This is a genomic window from Sphingobacterium sp. B16(2022), assembly GCF_012030425.1.
Classification (GTDB): domain Bacteria; phylum Bacteroidota; class Bacteroidia; order Sphingobacteriales; family Sphingobacteriaceae; genus Sphingobacterium; species Sphingobacterium anhuiense.
On the sequence record NZ_JAAUVN010000001.1, the window covers coordinates 44582 to 65073 of the forward strand.

20 protein-coding genes are annotated in these 20492 nt (G+C 34.5%); 13 read left to right on the forward strand and 7 right to left on the reverse strand.

Going from position 1 to position 20492, the window contains the following annotated elements; translation table 11 throughout:
• Positions 1–3 precede the first annotated feature (3 nt).
• The 3 genes from ligA to HCX49_RS00180 form a co-directional block, all read right to left on the reverse strand.
• Entirely contained in the window at positions 4–2037 is a 2034-nt protein-coding gene (gene ligA, locus HCX49_RS00170; RefSeq protein WP_132773738.1) for an NAD-dependent DNA ligase LigA, read from the reverse strand.
• A gap of 119 nt (positions 2038–2156) precedes the next feature.
• Positions 2157–3188: a glycosyltransferase family 2 protein gene (locus tag HCX49_RS00175; RefSeq protein WP_132773736.1), complete on the reverse strand. Its 1032-nt coding sequence runs from the start codon at positions 3186–3188 to the stop codon at positions 2157–2159.
• Positions 3185–4051 (reverse strand): lysophospholipid acyltransferase family protein, encoded by an 867-nt coding sequence (locus HCX49_RS00180; RefSeq protein ID WP_132773734.1) that lies wholly within the window; start codon positions 4049–4051, stop codon positions 3185–3187. Before HCX49_RS00180 ends, HCX49_RS00175 begins: the two co-directional genes overlap by 4 nt.
• Positions 4052–4142: 91 nt before the next feature.
• Here HCX49_RS00180 and HCX49_RS00185 point away from each other — a divergent pair, with 91 nt between their 5' ends.
• Positions 4143–4754, forward strand: a complete 612-nt coding sequence (locus tag HCX49_RS00185; RefSeq protein ID WP_021191485.1) for a WbqC family protein — start codon at positions 4143–4145, stop codon at positions 4752–4754.
• 65 nt (positions 4755–4819) lie between these two features.
• Positions 4820–5500 (forward strand): outer membrane beta-barrel protein, encoded by a 681-nt coding sequence (locus tag HCX49_RS00190; RefSeq protein ID WP_031289216.1) that lies wholly within the window; start codon positions 4820–4822, stop codon positions 5498–5500.
• Between the two features lie 23 nt (positions 5501–5523).
• On the opposite strand, the gene ppk2 is transcribed toward HCX49_RS00190, so the two are convergent.
• Positions 5524–6333 carry a polyphosphate kinase 2 gene (gene ppk2, locus HCX49_RS00195; RefSeq protein ID WP_132773732.1) on the reverse strand — a complete coding sequence of 270 codons (810 nt, stop codon included), beginning with the start codon at positions 6331–6333 and terminating at the stop codon, positions 5524–5526.
• 440 nt (positions 6334–6773) lie between these two features.
• Here ppk2 and HCX49_RS00200 point away from each other — a divergent pair, with 440 nt between their 5' ends.
• From HCX49_RS00200 to HCX49_RS00220, 5 genes are all read left to right on the forward strand, one after another.
• Entirely contained in the window at positions 6774–7538 is a 765-nt protein-coding gene (locus HCX49_RS00200) for a DUF3050 domain-containing protein (protein ID WP_132773730.1), read from the forward strand.
• Between the two features lie 96 nt (positions 7539–7634).
• Positions 7635–8570 carry an endonuclease gene (locus HCX49_RS00205; protein ID WP_132773728.1) on the forward strand — a complete coding sequence of 312 codons (936 nt, stop codon included), beginning with the start codon at positions 7635–7637 and terminating at the stop codon, positions 8568–8570.
• Positions 8571–8672: 102 nt separating this feature from the next.
• Positions 8673–9107 (forward strand): FKBP-type peptidyl-prolyl cis-trans isomerase, encoded by a 435-nt coding sequence (locus tag HCX49_RS00210; RefSeq protein ID WP_168125823.1) that lies wholly within the window; start codon positions 8673–8675, stop codon positions 9105–9107.
• A 235-nt stretch (positions 9108–9342) separates the two neighbouring features.
• Complete coding sequence (gene folB / locus HCX49_RS00215; RefSeq protein WP_021191479.1) at positions 9343–9708, forward strand: dihydroneopterin aldolase; 366 nt, start codon at positions 9343–9345, stop codon at positions 9706–9708.
• A 494-nt stretch (positions 9709–10202) separates the two neighbouring features.
• Positions 10203–10841: a peptidylprolyl isomerase gene (locus HCX49_RS00220; protein ID WP_168125824.1), complete on the forward strand. Its 639-nt coding sequence runs from the start codon at positions 10203–10205 to the stop codon at positions 10839–10841.
• Between the two features lie 53 nt (positions 10842–10894).
• Here HCX49_RS00220 and HCX49_RS00225 read toward each other — a convergent pair whose 3' ends face one another.
• Complete coding sequence (locus HCX49_RS00225; RefSeq protein WP_168125825.1) at positions 10895–11623, reverse strand: metallophosphoesterase family protein; 729 nt, start codon at positions 11621–11623, stop codon at positions 10895–10897.
• 208 nt (positions 11624–11831) lie between these two features.
• Here HCX49_RS00225 and HCX49_RS00230 point away from each other — a divergent pair, with 208 nt between their 5' ends.
• Positions 11832–12692, forward strand: a complete 861-nt coding sequence (locus HCX49_RS00230) for a pirin family protein (protein WP_168125826.1) — start codon at positions 11832–11834, stop codon at positions 12690–12692.
• Positions 12693–12815: 123 nt separating this feature from the next.
• On the opposite strand, the gene HCX49_RS00235 is transcribed toward HCX49_RS00230, so the two are convergent.
• Positions 12816–13670, reverse strand: a complete 855-nt coding sequence (locus tag HCX49_RS00235) for an aminoglycoside 6-adenylyltransferase (RefSeq protein WP_206368134.1) — start codon at positions 13668–13670, stop codon at positions 12816–12818.
• A gap of 156 nt (positions 13671–13826) precedes the next feature.
• On the opposite strand from HCX49_RS00235, the gene HCX49_RS00240 reads away from it, so the two are divergent.
• The 5 genes from HCX49_RS00240 to HCX49_RS00260 all read left to right on the forward strand — a co-directional run bounded on the left by HCX49_RS00240 (position 13827) and on the right by HCX49_RS00260 (position 18426).
• A complete protein-coding gene (locus HCX49_RS00240) occupies positions 13827–14687 on the forward strand; it encodes a DUF808 domain-containing protein (protein WP_168125827.1) in 861 nt (286 codons plus the stop codon).
• Between the two features lie 144 nt (positions 14688–14831).
• Complete coding sequence (locus HCX49_RS00245) at positions 14832–15623, forward strand: class I SAM-dependent methyltransferase (RefSeq protein ID WP_168125828.1); 792 nt, start codon at positions 14832–14834, stop codon at positions 15621–15623.
• Between the two features lie 111 nt (positions 15624–15734).
• Positions 15735–16661 carry an NTF2 fold immunity protein gene (locus HCX49_RS00250; RefSeq protein WP_168125829.1) on the forward strand — a complete coding sequence of 309 codons (927 nt, stop codon included), beginning with the start codon at positions 15735–15737 and terminating at the stop codon, positions 16659–16661.
• 150 nt (positions 16662–16811) lie between these two features.
• Positions 16812–17456: a hypothetical protein gene (locus HCX49_RS00255; protein WP_132773712.1), complete on the forward strand. Its 645-nt coding sequence runs from the start codon at positions 16812–16814 to the stop codon at positions 17454–17456.
• 337 nt (positions 17457–17793) lie between these two features.
• On the forward strand, positions 17794–18426 hold the full coding sequence (locus HCX49_RS00260; RefSeq protein ID WP_021190514.1) for a hypothetical protein: 633 nt from the start codon (positions 17794–17796) through the stop codon (positions 18424–18426).
• 141 nt (positions 18427–18567) lie between these two features.
• On the opposite strand, the gene HCX49_RS00265 is transcribed toward HCX49_RS00260, so the two are convergent.
• The gene (locus HCX49_RS00265) at positions 18568–20268 is read right to left on the reverse strand and encodes a peptide-N-glycosidase F-related protein (RefSeq protein ID WP_132773710.1); all 1701 of its coding nucleotides are present in this window, start codon (positions 20266–20268) and stop codon (positions 18568–18570) included.
• Between the last annotated feature and the right edge of the window lie 224 nt (positions 20269–20492).

Below are 20492 nucleotides of genomic sequence, written 5' to 3' on the forward strand. Positions count from 1 at the left end.
AATTTATATACTTGTTGTATCTGCGATCAAAGCTAATAATTCATCTTCAGTGATCATCTTGATGTTTAGTTTTTCTGCTTTTGCTAATTTTGAAGGCCCCATTTTATCTCCCGCTACCAGGTAGCTTAATTTTGCTGAAATACTGGAAACCATTTTACCCCCATTACTTTCAATAAGTGCAGTTAATTCCTCTCTCGAATGATTTGTAAATACACCCGATATCAGAAATGTTTGGCCAGTTAATGCATTACTGTCCAAAATTACTTCTTTCTCTTCAATTTCAAACTGTAAACCGTAAGATTTTAGTTTTGCTATTAACTCTTCGTGGGCCGGTACATGTAAGTATTCATGTATACTTTCCGCAATACGGATTCCGATATCTTGCACAGTAGCTATTTCTTCAACAGAAGCAGCCTTAATCGCATCGATTGTTTTGAAATGTTGTGCTAGTTTTTTAGCAATTGTTTCGCCAACATGTCGAATCCCTAATGCAAAGAGTAATTTTTCGAATGGCTTTTCTTTGGACTTTTCAATTCCCTTCAACATATTGTCGATAGATTTTTGTCCAAAACGCTCCAATTGCTGTAATTGGTCCTGATGATCTTTTAATCCATAGATATTAACAACATTCTTAAGAATCCCTTTCCTATAGAAAGTTTCTATAGTTTCATCGCCTAATCCTTCTATATCCATCATTTTACGGCCAATGAAGTGTTGCATTTTTCCTATAATCTGAGGCGGGCATCCATCTTCATTTGGACAATAATGAACGGCTTCGCCTTCCTGACGAATCAGTTCGGTATTGCATTCAGGGCAATGTGTCGGATATGCATAAGGTTTGGCAGATGACAATCTTTTATCTACATTAACTGCAAGTATTTTCGGAATGATTTCACCACCTTTTTCTACGAAAACAGTATCTCCCTTATGAAGATCAAGTCTTGCTATTTCATTCGCATTGTGTAAAGAAGCTCGTTTTACAGTTGTGCCTGCTAAACTAACAGGTTTTAAATTGGCAACAGGAGTAACTGCTCCAGTACGTCCGACTTGGTAACTGATGGATTCGAGTTGGGTTTCAACACGTTCAGCCTTGAATTTATAAGAAATAGCCCAACGTGGATTCTTTGCTGTAAATCCCAGTTCCTCTTGTGCGCCATAATCATTTACTTTAATGACAATACCGTCGATTTCATAACTCAGGTCATGTCTTTTATCATCCCAGTAATCGATGAAGGAGAAAACATCATCTAGCGTCTGGCATTTTTGAGTGTGTTCACAAACGTGAAATCCCCATTCTTTGACAGCTTCTAGACTTTCCCAATGATTATGGAATAATTTGTTTCTGTTTTCACAGTATAAAAAGTACAAGAAACAATCTAATGGTCTTTTGGCTACTTCAGCCGAGTCCTGCAATTTGATCGTTCCTGCGGCAAAATTACGTGGGTTAGCATAAGTTTGTTCTTCATTCTCTTCTCTTTCAGAATTCAGGCGTAAAAAAGCATTTTTATGCATAAAGATTTCACCTCTTATTTCAAATTCTTCAGGATAATTTCCCTTTTTTAGATGAATAGGGATGCTTCTTATTGTTTTGACATTATTGGTTACCACATCGCCCTGTGTTCCATCTCCGCGTGTTACCGCTTTTACCAGTTTACCATTCAGGTAAGTAAGGCTGATGGATAGTCCATCAAATTTTAATTCACAGATGTATTCAAAATTATCGCCGATTATTTTACGTACCCGTTGATCAAAATCACGAAGGTCATCTTGATTATAGGTATTTCCTAATGATAACATTGGCCAGCGATGTCTAACGGTCTCAAATTTTGTCGTTACATCACCACCAACACGTTGTGTAGGCGAGTTGGGATCTGCGAATTCAGGGTATTGTGCTTCTAAGGCTTCCAATTCTTTCATTTTCAGATCAAAATCATAATCTGAAATAAGGCTTTGAGCCAACACATAATATTGATAATTATAATGGTTGAGCTCTTGCGTTAGTGAAGTTATTTTTTGTTCAATATCCATGGATGACATGTTGCGAATTTACAAATAAAAAGTACGTTTAGTCTATTTGCAAACAGAAATTAATGAAAAATGCAGCTATTGATAAGAGCTGCATTTTTATGCGTTTTTACTTACTCTTAGTAAAGCCTTTAAAAAAAGCTCTCTTGATCTAGGTCAGAAAATTTTTGTTTCTTATCCAGATAGAAATCATTGATTATTGATTTTTTATATTGACCAGTCTTATTTTCGGTTTTAATATGATTTTTTCTTTTTTTAGCGTTTTTGAAAATATTCAGGAAGAAAGCTTGATGTGCTCGGCTAACAGCCCAGGCATCTTTAAATTTTCTATCAAAAGCAAATTTCAATAAGGCAGCAAAATCAAACCAGAAGCGGATGAATATAACTGTAAATAGCTGCCCTATAGGAACATTTTTTTGCAGCATAAACAGATTGTTCCGGAAGTTTAAATAAGTCTTTTGTGGATTACTGGCATTTAATGTTCCGCCACCCACGTGATATACCGTCGAGTCTGGACAATAACCAATTCGGTATCCCATTCTTTTTAAGCGCCAACAAAGGTCTATTTCTTCCATATGAGCAAAAAAATCTTCATCCAGTCCCTGTGCTTCTTTCCAAGCCCAGCTTTTTATAAACAGTGAGGCTCCCGATGCCCAAAAAATTTCTTTTTCATCATCATATTGTCCCAAATCATATTCGACTTTATCCATAATGCGTCCACAGCAGAATGGAAATCCATAGCGATCGAGGTATCCACCCGCAGCACCGGCATGCTCAAATTTTGCTTTATTGTGAAAGGCTAGTATTTTAGGTTGTGCGGCCACAAGGTGAGTGTCTCGTTCAAGCATTTCGATGACAGGTTCTATCCAGTTTGGTGTAACTTCCACGTCAGAATTAAGCAACACAAAATAATCTGCTTCCACACGTGATAGAATATGGTTATAACCACCTGCAAAACCATAGTTTTCCGTATTTTCTAAGATGGTAATTTTTGGGTATGAAGCGCGTACAAATGATAAAGAATCATCTGTAGAGGCATTGTCTCCAATTACGAATTCTATATTTGGGTAACTGCTATTATATACGGAAGGTAAAAATTTTTCCAAGAAAAATCTCCCGTTCCAATTTAAAATAACAACAGCTACTTTAGGGTAATTTTTCATTTTCTACGTTTTCTTTTCCATCTTCTATGTGTCCAAAGCCAATATTGTGGCTCTTCGCGGATTATTTTTTCCGTAAAAGCATTATGGATATGGGTTATTTCCTTGTCGGAGTAAGAAGATGGGTCTTCAATTAATGTTGTAAATTTACAAAAATAATATCCTCTTTTCTCTTTTCTTCCGATATGGCAAAAAACTATAGGACCATTGGTCATTTTAGAAATTCGTTCAACACCGGTATAAACAAGCGTTTCCTGATTTAAGAACTGTAGAAAATAGTCAGCATCCGAATGTAAAGGAGCTTGATCTGCTACAAAAACGCTGACACTTGGTTTTCCTCTTAATTTAGCTAGATGCCGCACTATTTGTTTCATTGGGACCATAATAGCGCCGAATCGAGAACGGACCTGATTGTAAACACTGTCTATGGTTTTATTATTTAGCGGTTTGTATACAATGAGGGTCGGAGCTTCTGTAATGGCACCTAAACGGTGAATACCATATTCCCAATTGGCATAATGTGCAGTGACGGCAATAACTGTTCTATTTTGGTCCAAGTGCTTAGTTAATTCATGATCATCAATTAGTGTGATTCTTTTTTTTACTTCAGCGCGGCTTATACTCTTGAACTTTAGACATTCAAGAATCATGTCAGGAAAAAAACGGTAAAATTTCTTCGCTATATTAATAATCTCTTCTTCATCTTTTTCAGGAAATGAATTTCTAAGATTATTAAATACGACGTTTTTGCGATATCTTATTATATAATAGAATACATAGTATAACACATCGGATATCATATAAATGAACCAAAATGGCATCAAAGCGAAAAGGTATAGAAGTGCTGCTAATGCTTTTTGTTTCATGTAAACGTGATAACTATTGTAAATCTTACCTGCAAATATCCCTAATTTAAGTTATTTTTGCAGTAGATAAAGTAAAATACAACGATTTTTTATGTCAACTCATTTATTATTAACGACTTGCTACTTACCTCCGGTTTCTTATTTTCATTGTATCCAACAAAATGCGTTACCTGTATTGATTGAGAAGTATGATAATTTCCAAAAGCAAACTTATCGTTCTAGAACACGTATTGCAACTGCAAATGGTATACAGGAATTGATTGTACCCATACAGCATAGTAAAAAGGAACGTTCACCGATGTCGGAAAAGCGCATTTCCTATGAGTTTGACTGGCAACGATTACATTGGTTGAGTCTTCAAGCCGCATATCGCAATTCTGCTTATTTTGAATATTATGAGGATGATTTCGCTCAGTTTTACAATAAGAAGTTTGATTTTCTATTTGACTTCAATATTGCGCAGCTTGAGCTCTTGTTAAAATCATTAAAATTAAAGCGTGAATTGTCTTTTACAGATGAATATTTTAGGTCGGTTCCCGATGCGCTGGATTTTAGAGACCGTATCCATCCCAAGAAAGAAAGTCTCTTATTAAACCCGAAACCTTATTACCAAGTGTTTGAGGAGAAAAATGGATTTTATTCAGATTTGAGCATTGTGGATTTATTGTTTAGTCAGGGACCACAGTCAAAAAATTATTTTTAATATAATTGATCATATATAAAACTTTTAGAGTCTATTATTGTAATACAATAATAGATTCGTTTTTTATGAAGAGTATTTTAACAACTGTATTTTGTTTGTTCTTGTGTTGCTCTGTTTTTGCCCAGTCGGGTGTAGATACACTTCATTACCGCAAAGTGTATTATTTTGGTGGAACAGGAATGGGCTTTCCGTTAGGTAAGACAAAAGATGTTCTGTCTCCAAAGTTTTCAGGAAGTTTAGGTTTGGATATTTCATTGAAAAATCCAAAGTATTATCTATATCCAGCTTTATATACATTATCGTTTGATTACAAGCAAAAGATTCAGGACAATCAGTATCCTTATAAGATAGAGGATGCTAATGCTAATTTTTACATGTTCTCCCTAGCTGGGGGGATTCGTAAACAGCTAAAGAAATTAAATGCCTATGCTTATGCAGGTCCTGGTGTTGGATTCTTGACAGAACCAAGAGTGAAGGTCGATGCTGTCAACAGTATCGCTAAAATTGAAAATCAGAAAAAATTCTCTTTTTCAGGCAAACTCGGGGTTGGTGCTGATTATCGATTTAATGGTTTTTTCCTGGGTTTGGAAATCGGTTATTTACATTCATTTAATAAAATACAGGACACTCCAATCAATATTATGACTGTTATGGTTGGGCTTAAGTCGGATATAACAAGACTGGGTGATAAAGTAATTAAAGTAATAGGAGTAGAAGGTTCAATTAGCGGAAAAGAGACGAAATAACGCACTCTTTTCCGATTTCGAATTTAATTATGGATTTTAACAAAATCTTCTGTTTTTTCTCTCTTTTGATTTGCAATCTGATTAATGATGATTTTGAACGCTTCAAGACGGGCTTTTTTCTTGTTATCCGTTTCAATTTCTATCCACGGTGATAATTTGGTGCCGGTAGTTTTAAATAATGTCTTGATATAACTGGTATAATCACTCCATTTTTCTTGCGCCTGTTGGTCAAGAGGGCCAATTTTCCATTGTTTTAAAACGTCTGTTCTCCTTTCTTCCAGTCGCTTCGCCTGCTCTTCTTTAGATATACTTAAAAAGAATTTAATGATGATAACTCCATCCTGTATTAAAAGTTCTTCTACTTCATTAACTTGTTTTAAAAATAGCGTGTGTTGTTCTGGAGTACAGAAACCAAAAACTGGTTCAACAACAGCCCGGTTATACCAGCTTCTGTCAAAGAACACAATTTCCCCTGCATTGGGCAGCTGTTTGAAATAGCGTTGAAAATACCATTGAGTTGATTCTTCTGCAGTTGGTTTAGGGAGGCTGACTACCCTTAATTTTTTAGGATTTAAATATTCTACCAATCTTTCTATAGCACCACCTTTACCAGCAGCATCTCTACCTTCAAAAATAACCAAAACACGTTTATTGTCTGATATGACTTTATTTTGAATCGCCGTTAGCTCAATTTGCAGCTCATGTAATTCCTTCTCGTATTCATATGTCTCTAAAAACTTTTTTTCCTTGATTACTTTCTTATCAATCAAGTACTGAAAAACCTCCTTATTGTTTAAAATATTTACAAAGTCTTCTAAATTGAAATCTGCCATATCGATTGTGTTTTAATTGAATTACTCTTGTACAACAATAAATATACCTTAGAAGTTTAATATTCACTGGAATTTGCATTATTTTTTTTGAGAGATAATAAAAACATCCATGCTATCGTTATATATACATCAACTCTAATAATGGTATATTTAGGGAGGACAGCAGTTATTAACAAATATTAATTTTGATAATAATTATAAAAAAAATAAAACGAAGCACAATAATTTAATAAGTCGGTCGTTTTAATTACAAATACTTTTCATAAAATAGGTTAATATATGGCTAACGATAAGCTTGAGGTTCCCCACTTCAAGCTTTTCTATTTTTTTAGCCGGACCTAAACAAGCATAGGTGATCATATGTAAATAAGACGTCAATTTTTTTTAAAACAGAAGAGTTTTCATTTTGAGAACCTATTTTTGCTTTCAAATCATAAGATATGGAATACATCAATAATGTTAATGCCTTCATTGCTACCGAGCGAAATCAATTACTTGCACACCCACTTTATTATAAAATAAAAACTATTGAAGATCTTCAAGTGTTTATGCAAGGGCATATATATGCTGTGTGGGATTTTATGTCGTTATTGAAAGCATTACAGCAGAAATTAACCTGTACAACAACGCCATGGTATCCTTCAAAATTTCCGAATACCAGATATTTAATTAATGAAATTGTTGTTGCCGAGGAATCCGATGAATATATAGATGGTCGTAGATTGAGCCATTTTGAAATGTATCTGGATGCTTTAGATACACTGAGGGGGGACAGTAGTGAAGTTAATAATTTTCTAAAAGATGTTTATGAAGGTGGTGATATTTTAAAAGTTATTGCCGAAAGTACTTTGCACCCGAACATAAAAGAATTTTTAATATTTACTTTTGATGTTATTGCAAATGGAACAGCTCATGAAATCGCAGCTGCGTTTACTTTCGGAAGAGAAGATTTGATACCGGATATGTTTTCTTCTATTTTAAAAGAGATCCAGCTAAATTTTCCAAATTCAAATTTGGAAAAGCTGCTTTATTATTTTGAAAGACATATTGAATTAGATGCAGATGAACATGGTCCCCTGGCAATGAAGATGATTATGGAGCTTTGTGAGGCTGATCCTGTAAAGTGGAAGCAAGTGGAACAGGTTTCAAAAATTGCTCTACAAAAGCGGATTAAATTATGGGATGCTATTGACCAGATGCTGTAAACAAAAATGATTTAATGAAGTTTAATCGTAGGGTTATTGTAATTTAATATGGGCATTCTATATTTGTCATTGAAAATAGACTAGTTGTAAGCATATATGTTTTTTCAATATCTACATGAGTTATGGAAATCTTTGATACGAAGGAAAGTCCGTGTTTTTATACATGAACAAGAATATGAATTGTCCGATGATAGATCGGGCAATTTTTCTATTATAACTTATAATATTGCAGGTTTACCCCAAGTTATTTCTGCAGCCAAAACAAATCGATCTACTAGTATCGCGACTATAGGTATGCTATGTAATGACTTTGACATTGTGCATATTCAAGAAGATTTTAATTACAATACCTACTTATACCAAGGTGGTAATTCTCACCCTTACCGTACCATCAGTATGGGTTTAGCTATTTTTGGGGATGGCCTGGATAGTTTGTCCCGATATCCGATAACCAATTTTAAGCGAATTGAATGGCAGAATAGGACGGGATCAGATCGTTTAACACCAAAAGGCTTTAGTCATTGTACTGTGCATTTAGGCTTAGGTGTTGAGGTTGATTTTTATAATATTCATGCTAACTCTCAGGATCATCCGCGTGCAGCAAAGGCTAGACGGGCTAATTATCTGCAGTTGGCTACTTACATCAATAAGTTTTCGGTAGGAAAGGCAATCATAGTTGCCGGTGATTTTAATTCTCACTTCTCATTCTCTGAAGACAACTTGGTGGAGTTTATGGATAAGACAAAGCTGGAAGATTGCTGGATCACCTTGCAACGTGATCACGTGATTCCAATTATTGACCCCTTGTTTTTATGTGTTGATATTATGGATATTAATAATGAATCAGAATCGATCGATAAAGTCATGTTCAGAAGTAATGATAAGCTGACGTTAATTCCAAAAGTTTATGAAGTAGAGAAAGAAAAGTTTGTCGATCAGTATGGCGAACCTTTGTCCGACCATTGGCCTATTTCAGTTGTTTTCGACTGGAAATTGAATGATGAGGTAGAGATTGATATCTTTCCTAAGTAAAATAATTCCTTACAACAGAGGGGAGATCGATAATTTTGTTTCGCATGAGATGCAGTTATTATTATAGATAAAACAAAATTATCTATGTTTGAAAAAAAAAATATGGCTAACGCGACAGGATATTTAAAAAAGTTACGCTTAGAGGCAAAAAAAAATTTGGTAGAAGGTGAAGCATTTCTTAAAGAAAATGCATTGCGTGATACTGTGGTCAGCCTGCCTTCTGGTTTGCAGTATGAGGTAATAGAAGAGGGCAATGGTAAGATTCCTAAACTAACCGATAGTGTAAAATGTTTTTATGAAGGACGCCTTATCAATGGAACTGTTTTTGACTCAACCGCCAAGAAGAAGAAACCTGTATCTTTTCCAGTGAATGAAGTGATAGCTGGATGGACAGAAGCACTGCAGCTCATGAAAGAAGGCAGTAAATGGCGTTTGTATATACCATCTTCGCTCGGATATGGAGAATTAAGTGTTTCGAAAGAAATTAGCGGAAATGCTACACTAATTTTTGAAGTAGAGGTTGTGTCTGTTCATTAAATTTTTCTGTCTCAATAAGAGAATAAACTCTCATATGTCATCGCGCATTCAGGTTTGTTAAGAAAAATGTAAGTTTACAAGGGGGACGTTTGTGAGTGGATATGAGTTTTAGAAATTCGCCATTCTAAAATATGTATACCCTCTTGGATGATAGTCTGCATAATTGGACTTTCTATGTGACAGGAAATTGAACTCATATTCTGTTTTATTCAGAATAAAAATATAGGTTTGTAGGATGAAGATAGTACAAACCGTTTTTTTGGAAGATGTTCGCGTATTTGCTCCGATTGGATTTTATGTAGAAGAGCAACTATTAGGTAATGAATTTCTGGTAAACGTTTCCGTAAAGTTTGATGCAGGTATTGATGACCACGAGAATTTAGATAAGACCGTGAATTATGAGATTTTGTATCAGATCATCCATCGGGTCATGAAACCCAAAAGGAAGTTATTAGAATCTGCTGCTCATGAAATACTAAAGGCTATACATGATCATTTTTCATTTGCAAAAACAATAGATGTTTCTATAAAAAAAATGAATCCTCCCTTTGGTGGAGATGCTGCGCATTCTAAAGTTGCTGTTCAATACTCTTGCATTTAGTAGTAAGCAAGATTGATAAAAATTGATAGTTTGAGCTCTCTTTTCATCGGTATATAAACTAATTTGTATACCATTAAATAAACAATCAAGATTATCATTATTATCATATCTAAGACAAAGTCACCGAGGCTTTGTCTTAGATATGAAATTTTTAAGACGGATCCAATTGTCTCCCTTTGCTTTGCTTCAAATTTTATGTATACAGCAATGACCAAATTCTTCCTTATAATAAAATAAATTTTTAAAACCTTTTCTATTTGTTATAAAAAAATCTCCAACTCTTTTATTGATCATCGTTTATCTGAGAAAAGTTGTAGCTGGAATAGACTAGTGATGTATTCGTTCGAAAATAGAAAGACCAGTTAATTTTCCTGCCTTGAAAGGATAGGGGGGTAGGTTCAAATTATCATACCTATTCATGTTTTTTTGAACAATTATAACTTCTGCTTTACTATTTATTAAAAAATGAATTACCTTCATTTAAATTTTAGCATATGAAAAATATCATCCTTTCTCTTTTATGTTTATTTTTTGCAACGGTTGTCAAAAGTCAGACGCACCAGTTGCTCTTTAAGACAGCGTATGGCAATATTAAAGTTGTCTTATATGACTATACACCAGCTCATCGGGATTTAATTTTAAATGCAATCAAGACTCAGGTGTACAAAGACGCTTTATTCAATCGTATTATTTCAGATTTTGTAGTGCAGGGGGGAGAGCATGATATTGATATTGAGAAGCGTGAATCTGCGGATCCGGCCAGAGAAAAACCTCGTCTAGCGGCTGAGTTTGATCCAAGAGCATTTCATAAAGTTGGAGCATTGGGGGCAGGAAGGGATGGAAATGCGGAGAAGGCCTCTTTCCTTAATCAGATCTATTTTGTCGTAGGAAAAAAAATAATAGCAAAAGAGCTTGATGATCTGGAAGTGAAGAAAAAAATAAAATATACTCCTGAGCAAAGAGCAACATATTTAAAAATTGGAGGACAGCCCCGTTTAGATCATGATTTTACCGTCTTTGGAGAAATATATGAAGGACTGGATGTCATTCTAAAGATCAGTAAAGTAAAAACAGACAGTCAGGATTACCCAGTACAGCCCGTTCATTTTGAGTTGTCAGAGATTAAGAATTAAACTATTAAATGTTGAAGAAAAGAGAGATACATCTTTTCTTGTTTAACGGCTGTTTATTCAGAGAGTAGAAAGTCCGCATAAAAATCAGGTATATCACTAGCTTTTATTTCATGAGCCACCGCAATAATATCAAATGGAACCTGTATGATTTCGACATGTATTCGGTCTTCATGAAGTTCGACTAAAAGGTAAGTTGCATCTTTGCACATCTTTTTTGATCTTCCTACGGAACCTGTGTTGATTGCCCATTTTTTGCCTATATCCTTGATGAAAGGGAGATGCGTATGACCCATAACGACTATGTCAGCTTGTGTTTTAAAGAAGATATCTTCAAAAGTACTGTTGGGTTCTGATGCATAAAGATATGCTTCATTGCTTTCTAGACTTCCATGAATCAATTGAACTTTCCAGTGCTTATGTTTCACCTTAAAGTCCAACTGCATTAAGTAAGGAAGCTGCCCCAAGAATAATTTATTTTCTTGTGTGATAGTTTCCTGACTGTGTTTAATGGCAACTATACGGTTCGCAGTTTCTTCAGCATCATGTTTTTCTAATGGGACGATGGGTAGATCGAATGCTATACGTTCATCGTGATTCCCCATTAAGCAGGGGATTTTTTCATTTTTGATCAGTTCAATCACTTCATTACCCCAGGGAGCAAAGTCCACAAGATCACCTAAGCAATATTTATAATAAATGTTTTTTGATTGAATATCTGCTAGTACTGCATTCAGTGCAGGAAGGTTTCCGTGTATATCACTAAAAATGGCAATCTGAATCATGATCTAATTTTAAAACAAAATTAGATTATTGTCAGGGTTGTGTATGGTGTTTTTTACCGTTTTAATAGTGTTTTTAACTTGGTCTTTAATGTCATCCAATTAAAATCAATATAAAGTGTACAAAATTAAGCCTAGATTTTTCTTATCCTACATCAATTAATTTGAGGCTTTCTTCCGCTAACTTTGTGGTATACAAAAGGAAAAGAATATGAAAAATGTAGAAATTATTGCAAAACCGCAAGCAGCTCACTTTGTTGGAGATGGATTTCGAGTACATAATTTAATACCAAGTATTGCTTCCGCTAGTAGGATGAGTCCATTTATTATGCTGGATTATAACTCAACTTACCATTTTCCACCAAGTGAAATTCCAAAAGGAGTGGGAGTACATCCACATCGTGGATTTGAAACCGTAACCATTGCCTATAAAGGTCGTGTAGAGCACGGAGATAGTTCTGGTGGCGGCGGAGTTATTAAAGAAGGTGATGTTCAATGGATGACTGCTGCATCTGGTATATTGCATAAGGAATTTCATGAAACAGAATGGAGTAAAACCGGAGGAGACTTTCAGATGGTACAGTTGTGGGTCAATTTACCTGCAAAAGATAAGATGAGTACACCAAAATATCAAGCTATTGCAAATAACGAGCAAACTAAAGTGAAACTTGATCAAGGAGAGATTGAAGTGATTGCAGGAGAGTATCATGGAAATAAAGGGCCTGCGTCAACTTTTACACCCATGCATGTTATGAATGCAAAATTGGAAGCTGGAGGAAAAGCATCCTTTTCTTTTCCGGCACATTATAATACTGCCATGATTGTCATTGAAGGAAATGTGCTAATAAATGGTAAAGATCATGCTCCTACAGACCATTTTGTTCTGTTTGGCAATGAAGGAGAGGAATTTAATGTTCAGGCGTTAGATCATGCGGTAGTATTGATTATGAGCGGTGAGCCTATTTTAGAGCCTATTGTAAGTCACGGACCATTCGTAATGAATACTAGAGCAGAAATCAATCAGGCATTTGAAGATTTTCAAACAGGTAAGTTCGGATATCTGGCTGATTAAGATAAAAGAGACTTACATCAATATAAAGAGAGCTCCAGAAGGTAAATACTTTTGGGGCTTTTGTTACAAAGTTAATGACCCTATTCTTTAAAATGGCATAGTGCGATTATTTTCTAAAAGGTACTATTGCGAATTTCTTATCTTCAAAATGTAGTTGTAACTGTTATTAGCTTCATCTACATTGATTCTATATTCAAAATGTAGTGCTAGGTCTTTTTGCAGATCTTTAAAAAGAGTCATCATCTGTACTAGTGCTAGCCAATTATTATCAATAGACGTATCCGCATATGTTTGCAATATGCTTTGGTACAATTTCGGATCAAGGTGTTTTTCTGCAAATCTTCCCGATTTACCAAATGCAACCTGAAATTTTTTTTCAACCCCGATATGCCAAGCTATTAGATTCATGAACATAGGACGGATTACTCTTTCCATCGTATCTTTGGCATATAGAATTTCCCGGCGGGCAAGTCCTTTAGCAACATATGTGCAGACCCGCCAAAACTCATTGCATGTCTCTATGAACATTCTTTCAGTAGGTTTAGCGATATGATAATCATGATCATTAGCAGGAGCGATCTTAGTAAAAAGTAAATCTTTATCTACCCAAACTTCCGTTAAACTATCACTTTTGAAATGTGAGTGGAACTTATCGATAGGGAATAAAGTTAGATCGACTCGATTTTCATCTTCAAAAATCATTAAGTAAGCAAAAGTTATCCGATCTACATCAGGATCATTTCCTAACAACATCTGATCGGGAAGTTGCTGTATCAAGACTTTACCAATAAAAGAGGTCCAATCTTTGTCAGCAATAAAAGATTCGATATCGGTGACAATAAATAATAGATCAAAATCTTGGTATTGATCGGGCTTAATTTTAGGATTTGCACGCGAACCATTCAATAAAACTGCGCGCACCCGATCATCTCTTTTCGCAAAATTGAGAATTTTATTTTTTATGTTTCTATCGTTCATGATATGAAGGCATGATAAATAATGCTGTAAATTGGTGAAAAAAAAGCAATTAATAAATTATTAGATCTAGTAATACCAGATGTCTTTTTATTTTAAAATAAAAAATGGGAAATATAAAATCATTTTATATTTTGCCGTACTAAATATTTAATACATATGGCTTCAGGTATATTTGCAATATTGGATGATATTGCTGCTTTAATGGATGATGTTGCGGTTACTAGTAAGATAGCAGCAAGTAAAACCGCAGGAATTCTAGGCGACGATTTGGCTGTAAATGCTGAGAAAGCCACAGGATTTCTATCTTCTCGTGAAATTCCTGTGCTATGGGCTATAACAAAAGGTTCATTTATTAATAAAATTATAATTGTTCCGATTGCACTGTTATTGAATGTTTTCTTTCCTATTGCCATCAAGTTTATTTTAATCATCGGAGGTATCTATTTAGCCTACGAAGGGGTTGAAAAAATTATAGAGTACCTTTTTCATCGCCAGAAAACAGGCCATGAAGTGGTTGTGGAAAGTGAAGAAAATAATAGTGAAACTGAGAAAATAAAAGTGAAATCAGCGATTACCACGGATTTTATTTTATCTGTAGAGATTGTGATTATTGCTTTGGGAACTGTATTAAATGAGAGTCTGACCATTCAGATTTTAACAGTAGCGGTAGTTGCTTTATTTGCGACTGTTGGTGTTTATGGAATTGTCGCATTGATTGTACGTATGGACGATGCAGGGTATAAGCTGATCAAGAGATCTAATGATGAGGGTGCTGTTTCTAAGCTAGGACACTTATTGGTTAATTCCTTACCTGTTGTTATCAAAGTCTTGGCAGTAGTTGGAACAATTGCATTGATTTTAGTCTCTGGTGGTATTTTTGAGCATAATATTGATTATTTGCATCATTTTTTACCTCAGGTTCCTTCATTATTAAAGCAAATAGCTTATGGTGCACTTGCCGGTTTGGCTGCAGTTTTGCTTATGACAGGGGGAAAGAAGATTTTTGCCAAAATTTAGTAGAAAATTAGAAGTGTTAAAAAAGGCATCCATCGGATGCCTTTTTTGTACATATATTGTTTCATTAAGCTTCTGTAAATAATATAAAAAGAAGAATTGTATAGTATGCTGATGCTATTTTAGGGGATTTAACGATTAAACTTTATGACAAATAGGGAAATAGATTTTTTAAGCCATAACGAATCAGCCTGGAATAAACAGGCATTGGATCAAAATGAATGGTCTCAGCCGGTAAGCTCAGCTTTAATTAATGCTGCTAAACAAGGCGTATGGGATGTACATCTTACCCCAGAGCCTTTACCAAAACAATGGTTAGGTGATATTAAGGATAAAAAGATACTTTGTCTTGCTTCAGCTGGCGGTCAGCAGGCTCCCATATTGGCAGCAGCAGGTGCCAAGGTTGTCGTTTTTGATCTTTCAGAAGAACAGCTGAGACAAGATTCAATCGTTGCACAGCGAGATGGACTTTCTCTGGAAACGATTCAGGGAAATATGAAAGATCTGAGAATATTTGATGATCACTCATTTGATATTGTCTTTCATCCGATATCAAATCATTACGTCGAAGATGTAAATCCAGTATGGAAGGAGACTTATCGTGTGCTAAAAAAAGGTGGATTTTTACTGGCTAGTTTTTTTAATCCAGTTGTATTTATTGGGGATAGAAATCCCCAGGAAATTACCGACGGTATAATTAGGCCCAAATTCAAGTTGCCATATGCAGATCTGAAAGATTTGGATGCTAACGATATTGAGAGAAAGATTGAGAGACAGGAAGCACTGGTTTTTGGTCATACTTTAGCGGATCTTATCGGTGGACAATTGCGAGCGGGATTTATGATTGCTGATTTTATAGAAGATTCGCAGCCTCGACCACGATTCTTAATAGATCAGTATCTCCCCACTTTTATTGCAACGAAGGCTGTTAAGCTATAATATGATGTGAAAATGAGAACTCCCAAATCAAGATGTTAAAAAAAGTATTGCAACGACATGGCGGTAGGGTTATTTTAAGTAGTTTATTAGGTCCAAAAACCTGGATTCGATATGGAGAATTTAAGTAAATTAAAAGGTAGTGCCGAATTTAAAAATCGAATACTTTCGAAAGATGATATTAAGCAGATCACACAGTCTAAAGGACTTTTAGGAATTTCCTTTATAAATTGTCCTGTTCAGGATGACGATATTTTGGAAATTTCTAAACTTAGCAAATTGGTCAATGTTACGCTTGAAAATACCCGTATAACAGATCGCTCGCTTGAATATTTAGCGGAACTGCAAAATTTAAATTACTTGTTTATTACGCAGGCGAATGTATCTGGGCAAGGCTTTGAATATTTCATTGGACATAAAAAGTTGAACTGTGTTTGGGCCTGTCATACCCAATTAAATGATGAAACGTTGAAGATTGTTGCGCAGTTGCCTAAACTTAGTATATTGAGAATTGATGCTACAGCTGTTACATTTGAAGGTTTAATGTCAATTGCAGGTAATCCAAAGATTGAGATTGTTGCGAATGATCTATTTAGTAAGGAGCAACTAGAGCAGTTTGAGCAAGAACAAAGAACCTTAGCCAAGAAAAAGAAATCGGTTAATTCACAAGATATTACTGATGCTTCCCAAAAACTACTGCTATTTTTTAATGCGATGACTGAATGGGAGAAATATGCCGCTATACATGGTTTTACGAATGAAACAAGTTTAAGATGTAAGTTACTTTTTCAGGAACATTGTACTTATAAAACTCGTAAAGGTTATCGACCAGATGGTTTATATTATTCCAACGGACTTAACCATACGTATTCGACGCACAAGATTGTGGATAGTGAGCAGTCAACAAAAAATAAGATCTATCTTTTTACCAAAGACCATATTGATTTTCAGTATCGTTTTATCTTGGTTCGAAATGATGATGAGTGGATGGTAGATGATGCACAAAGATTAGATGGAGGTTGGAAAAAAGTCGGATTGTAATGCAAGTTGGAAAATGTTAACAGTTTTAATGAAAGTACTACGGATATCAGATAGGAAGGGCGAATTTAAATTAAATAAAAAGAGAACTGTTGAATTTGGTTATTATTGTTAAGTACATATTAAGCGGACTACATAAAGGAATTAATTAACATGGATCCTACAAAAAACAAGCTCCAAATCGGTAAATTGTTATTGATAGCAATTCCATCTGTTTTTATCTTTTTAATGATCTGGATTGCAGCGGTATATATTGGTAATACCTATTTTGATTCTAAATCGAGTTCTGGACAATTTTTACTCTGGATATTAAGTGGTATAATCAGTTTTATGTGTTATCCAATTGCCTCAAAACAAATTTCTAACCTCGGAGCTTTAAATAAGAATAATAAGATAGCGCATCCAGTTTTTGAAAGACAAAAATTTGATAAATCTGATTGGTTCTTTTTTATTTTACTTCATAGTATTACAGCACCTCTATTATTCTGGATATTTTCTGATTTAGAACACCATGCGCAGATCTATGATTTTTTTGTGGATACCTTTGGAAGGAATTATAAAGGAGCGCCAAATTTTCCAGTTCTATTAGTATTTATATTCGGAACGTTTTTCCTATTGGCTATAGTTTACGTCCTATTTCTTAGGATTAGATATGGAACTTTTAATGAACCTAAGATTCTGTCAAGTATTGAAGAGAAGAATTTCAAACAAAAGCAGGAGATTTATTTTTCATATGTAGCTTCAACAACACTTACGGTAATGATGCTTTATATGTTGAAGATGGTATTACTAGTGTAATGTATAGTAAAGATTTTTACTTTACTTTTAGATCTCAGTATTGCGTGTGATAATTGCAAAACTTGGTGATCATATCAGTATGATTTATGTACAAAGATTACAACTTGCTCCCTAAGGGCAAGAAATTCCAGTAACAAATTTAACACGTGATATTTTTAGAAGAATGTACTATTTAATCAAAAACATGCATTTTTTATTCATTATTGAATGTCTTAAGCAGTATTTGATAAGTTTTTTTTAGATTTATTTAATTTCGTTATTCTGAAGCAGTAGAATTATTAAAAAGGTATCACTAAATTTATAGTAATAATTTAAAATATAGAAATTATCATAAAATATGTTCGGTTTTCTTTTTTTAGGACTGGCGTTTCTTTTCATTGTTATTTTTTATTTTGCAATTGGGCGAAATAGGCCGATGTTGATCCTGAATGGGATCTTGACAACGATCATTGGTGGCCTGTCTTTTTTAGGTATTTTTAGGGCTTATCCACCATTATTTATAATGGCTTTAATCGGTAGCATTTTGTTGAATGTTGCTATATATCGGAAAGTGAAGAGCGCTCGGGTAAACGTCACGTTATTATTGATAATTCAGTCGCTTAGGATCGTCATTGAGTATTATCTTTATCAGTTATATCTCGAAAAATTAATTCCTCAGATTATGACTTTTAAAGGTTTTAATTTTGATATTATAATAGGGATATTCAGTGTTGTGTTTCTGGTTATTTCCTTATTCAGGAAATCTATCTTGAATAATTGGATATTTGCACTGTGGAATTATGCTGGTATTGTTTCGCTGATTTCCATTGTCCTTATAGGGATATTTTCCTCCCCGGTACCGATACAGCAATTTAGTTTTGATCAGCCCAATGTTGCCGTTCTTTGTTTTCCTTATGCATTACTGCCAACAATTATTGTTCCTATAGCACTATTGTCACATATATTACTGCTAAGAGATAGAAAGCGGTAGAATAATTTTTTATAATTATAATGAGAATTTAAACAGGTAGAAGCTGTTGAAAGTGCGGAAGTAATATTACTATTTAAGTACAAAGTCTGTCTCTTATCTTGAGAGACAGACTTTGTATAGCAGTATTGCTTATTATTGATATTATTGGGTTATCAAATAAGCAGATACTAAATATTTACTTTCTGTTTTCTCAAATTCGGCATCTGGTATAGCTATCTTTATGCTATGCTTGCCTTTTTTTAGTGGTCCTAAATTGATAACACGAGTAGGAACTGGTCCTCCTGGGCACCAAGAACGACGTTCTTTACTGATGTTTCCGAAATATATACCATTTGGTTGCGTATTATAGATTTCGTAAGGTGTACAGTCCTGGTTCATATCTATACGTATATATTCTTTAGCATCCAAATCAATAATGTGCTGTCTCCAATTGTATTCTTCTCCACCTTCAGCTGCACCATGACCAGATGAAATAAGATAAAGAACAGTCGTCTTGGTGTCTTCAGGTAATTCAAATTCTACCTCTTTACTATTTTTTCCAGCTGTTTTGTCCTTTCCATCTAAACTGTAGTAGCTTAACAGGGAAATTGCTTTTTCCGAAGATAAGGTTGTTTTTTTGTCGCTTATTAAATCAACAGATACGTTGAACGTTAATAATGAACCATCGCATCCGATTACTTCTCTTTGGCCTGCTCCGGTAGTTCCAAATACTTCTGTTACGAGATACATTTCTTTATCGGTTTGTTTTATCGTACTGATCATCTGATCTATTTGAGCTTCGTAAGGTATATGGTCTGGATGACGACTTCGGTACATGAACGGTGTCATAATACGTAGTATTTCAAACCGTTCACCCTTTTCCTTGTCAAATTTCTCACCTTTTGGCATAACAACTAAAGTCACTCGGCCAATTCTATCGTAATTATCGCAGCCCGCTTTAATTGTAACTTTAATCTTAAGGTTATTGCCAATTTGCTTTATTTCGCTCGGATTTAACTGGTATAGGTATTCGGAATTAGTGATGCGGGTTACACCTCTAGGAACAGAATTGGTAACAGTTTGGGCATAGCCATCAAAAAAATCAACATTCTTTAAAATATTGATGGTTACGATTTTTTGTTTTAGTTTTATTAAGCTGGCTGTAATATCCTTACCTAATACAGCTATTTTTTGTTTCTTAGGTAGCTGATCGAAAAATAGCTGTGCTTTATCGAGGTCAAAAGCAGAACCATCAGTGCTTACATACATCTGCAACGCTTCAGCCGCATATGGTTTGGTAATATGTGTTGATAAAAACTCTGAAAGCTTTGCAAGCTTGCTGTTTTTTACACTGTCAATTTTTGCATCAACAATTTTACTTTGATTCGTATCTTCTGGTTTTACTCTTCTCTTCTCCCATCCTAATAATCTTAAAGCAGTGTCTATCTTTAGATAAGGTTTTTTGAAAACCATATAATCATCGTTGGTGGTTGAACCTGTAATTATTGCCTTTCTTAGGTAGCCTTTTGCATTAATATTTACGATGCTTTGTGAAAGATATAAGTATAAGGAATTAGGATCTGCTAAAGCATTGGGTGAGGTATTGGGCTTTGTAAATTGTAATGTGGCACGAACATCTACATCGGCAGTACTTTTAAAATGAAATTTGTTGTTTTTAATAACTGTACTGTCTAATACTGCCTGTCCTTTACTTTGATAAGTCAAATAAATCATTCGGTTGGTAGAATCATAAGTTGGTATGTTGACTATTCCCTGTAATTGAAAGGAAACATCTGTGTTCTTTTGCGCCATCACGTTTGCAAATGATAGGACAGTAAACAAAAGCAATAAATACTTTTTCATATTTTGAAATTTCGGTTTAAATTGTATTTGTAATTCTTTCTGTAATAAGTTTTATTCAATTTAAGGTACGAATAGGTCCTTAATGTCGTAAATATCTGTAAAATTTGAAACAAAGCTTCATTTTTGTTAAAATAGAGATTCCTTTTTATTTATATGTGTTAGTTTTAATAAAAGACCTTCGCAAGGTCAGTTACTTCGTTTTACTTAAATAAGCATTTTACGTA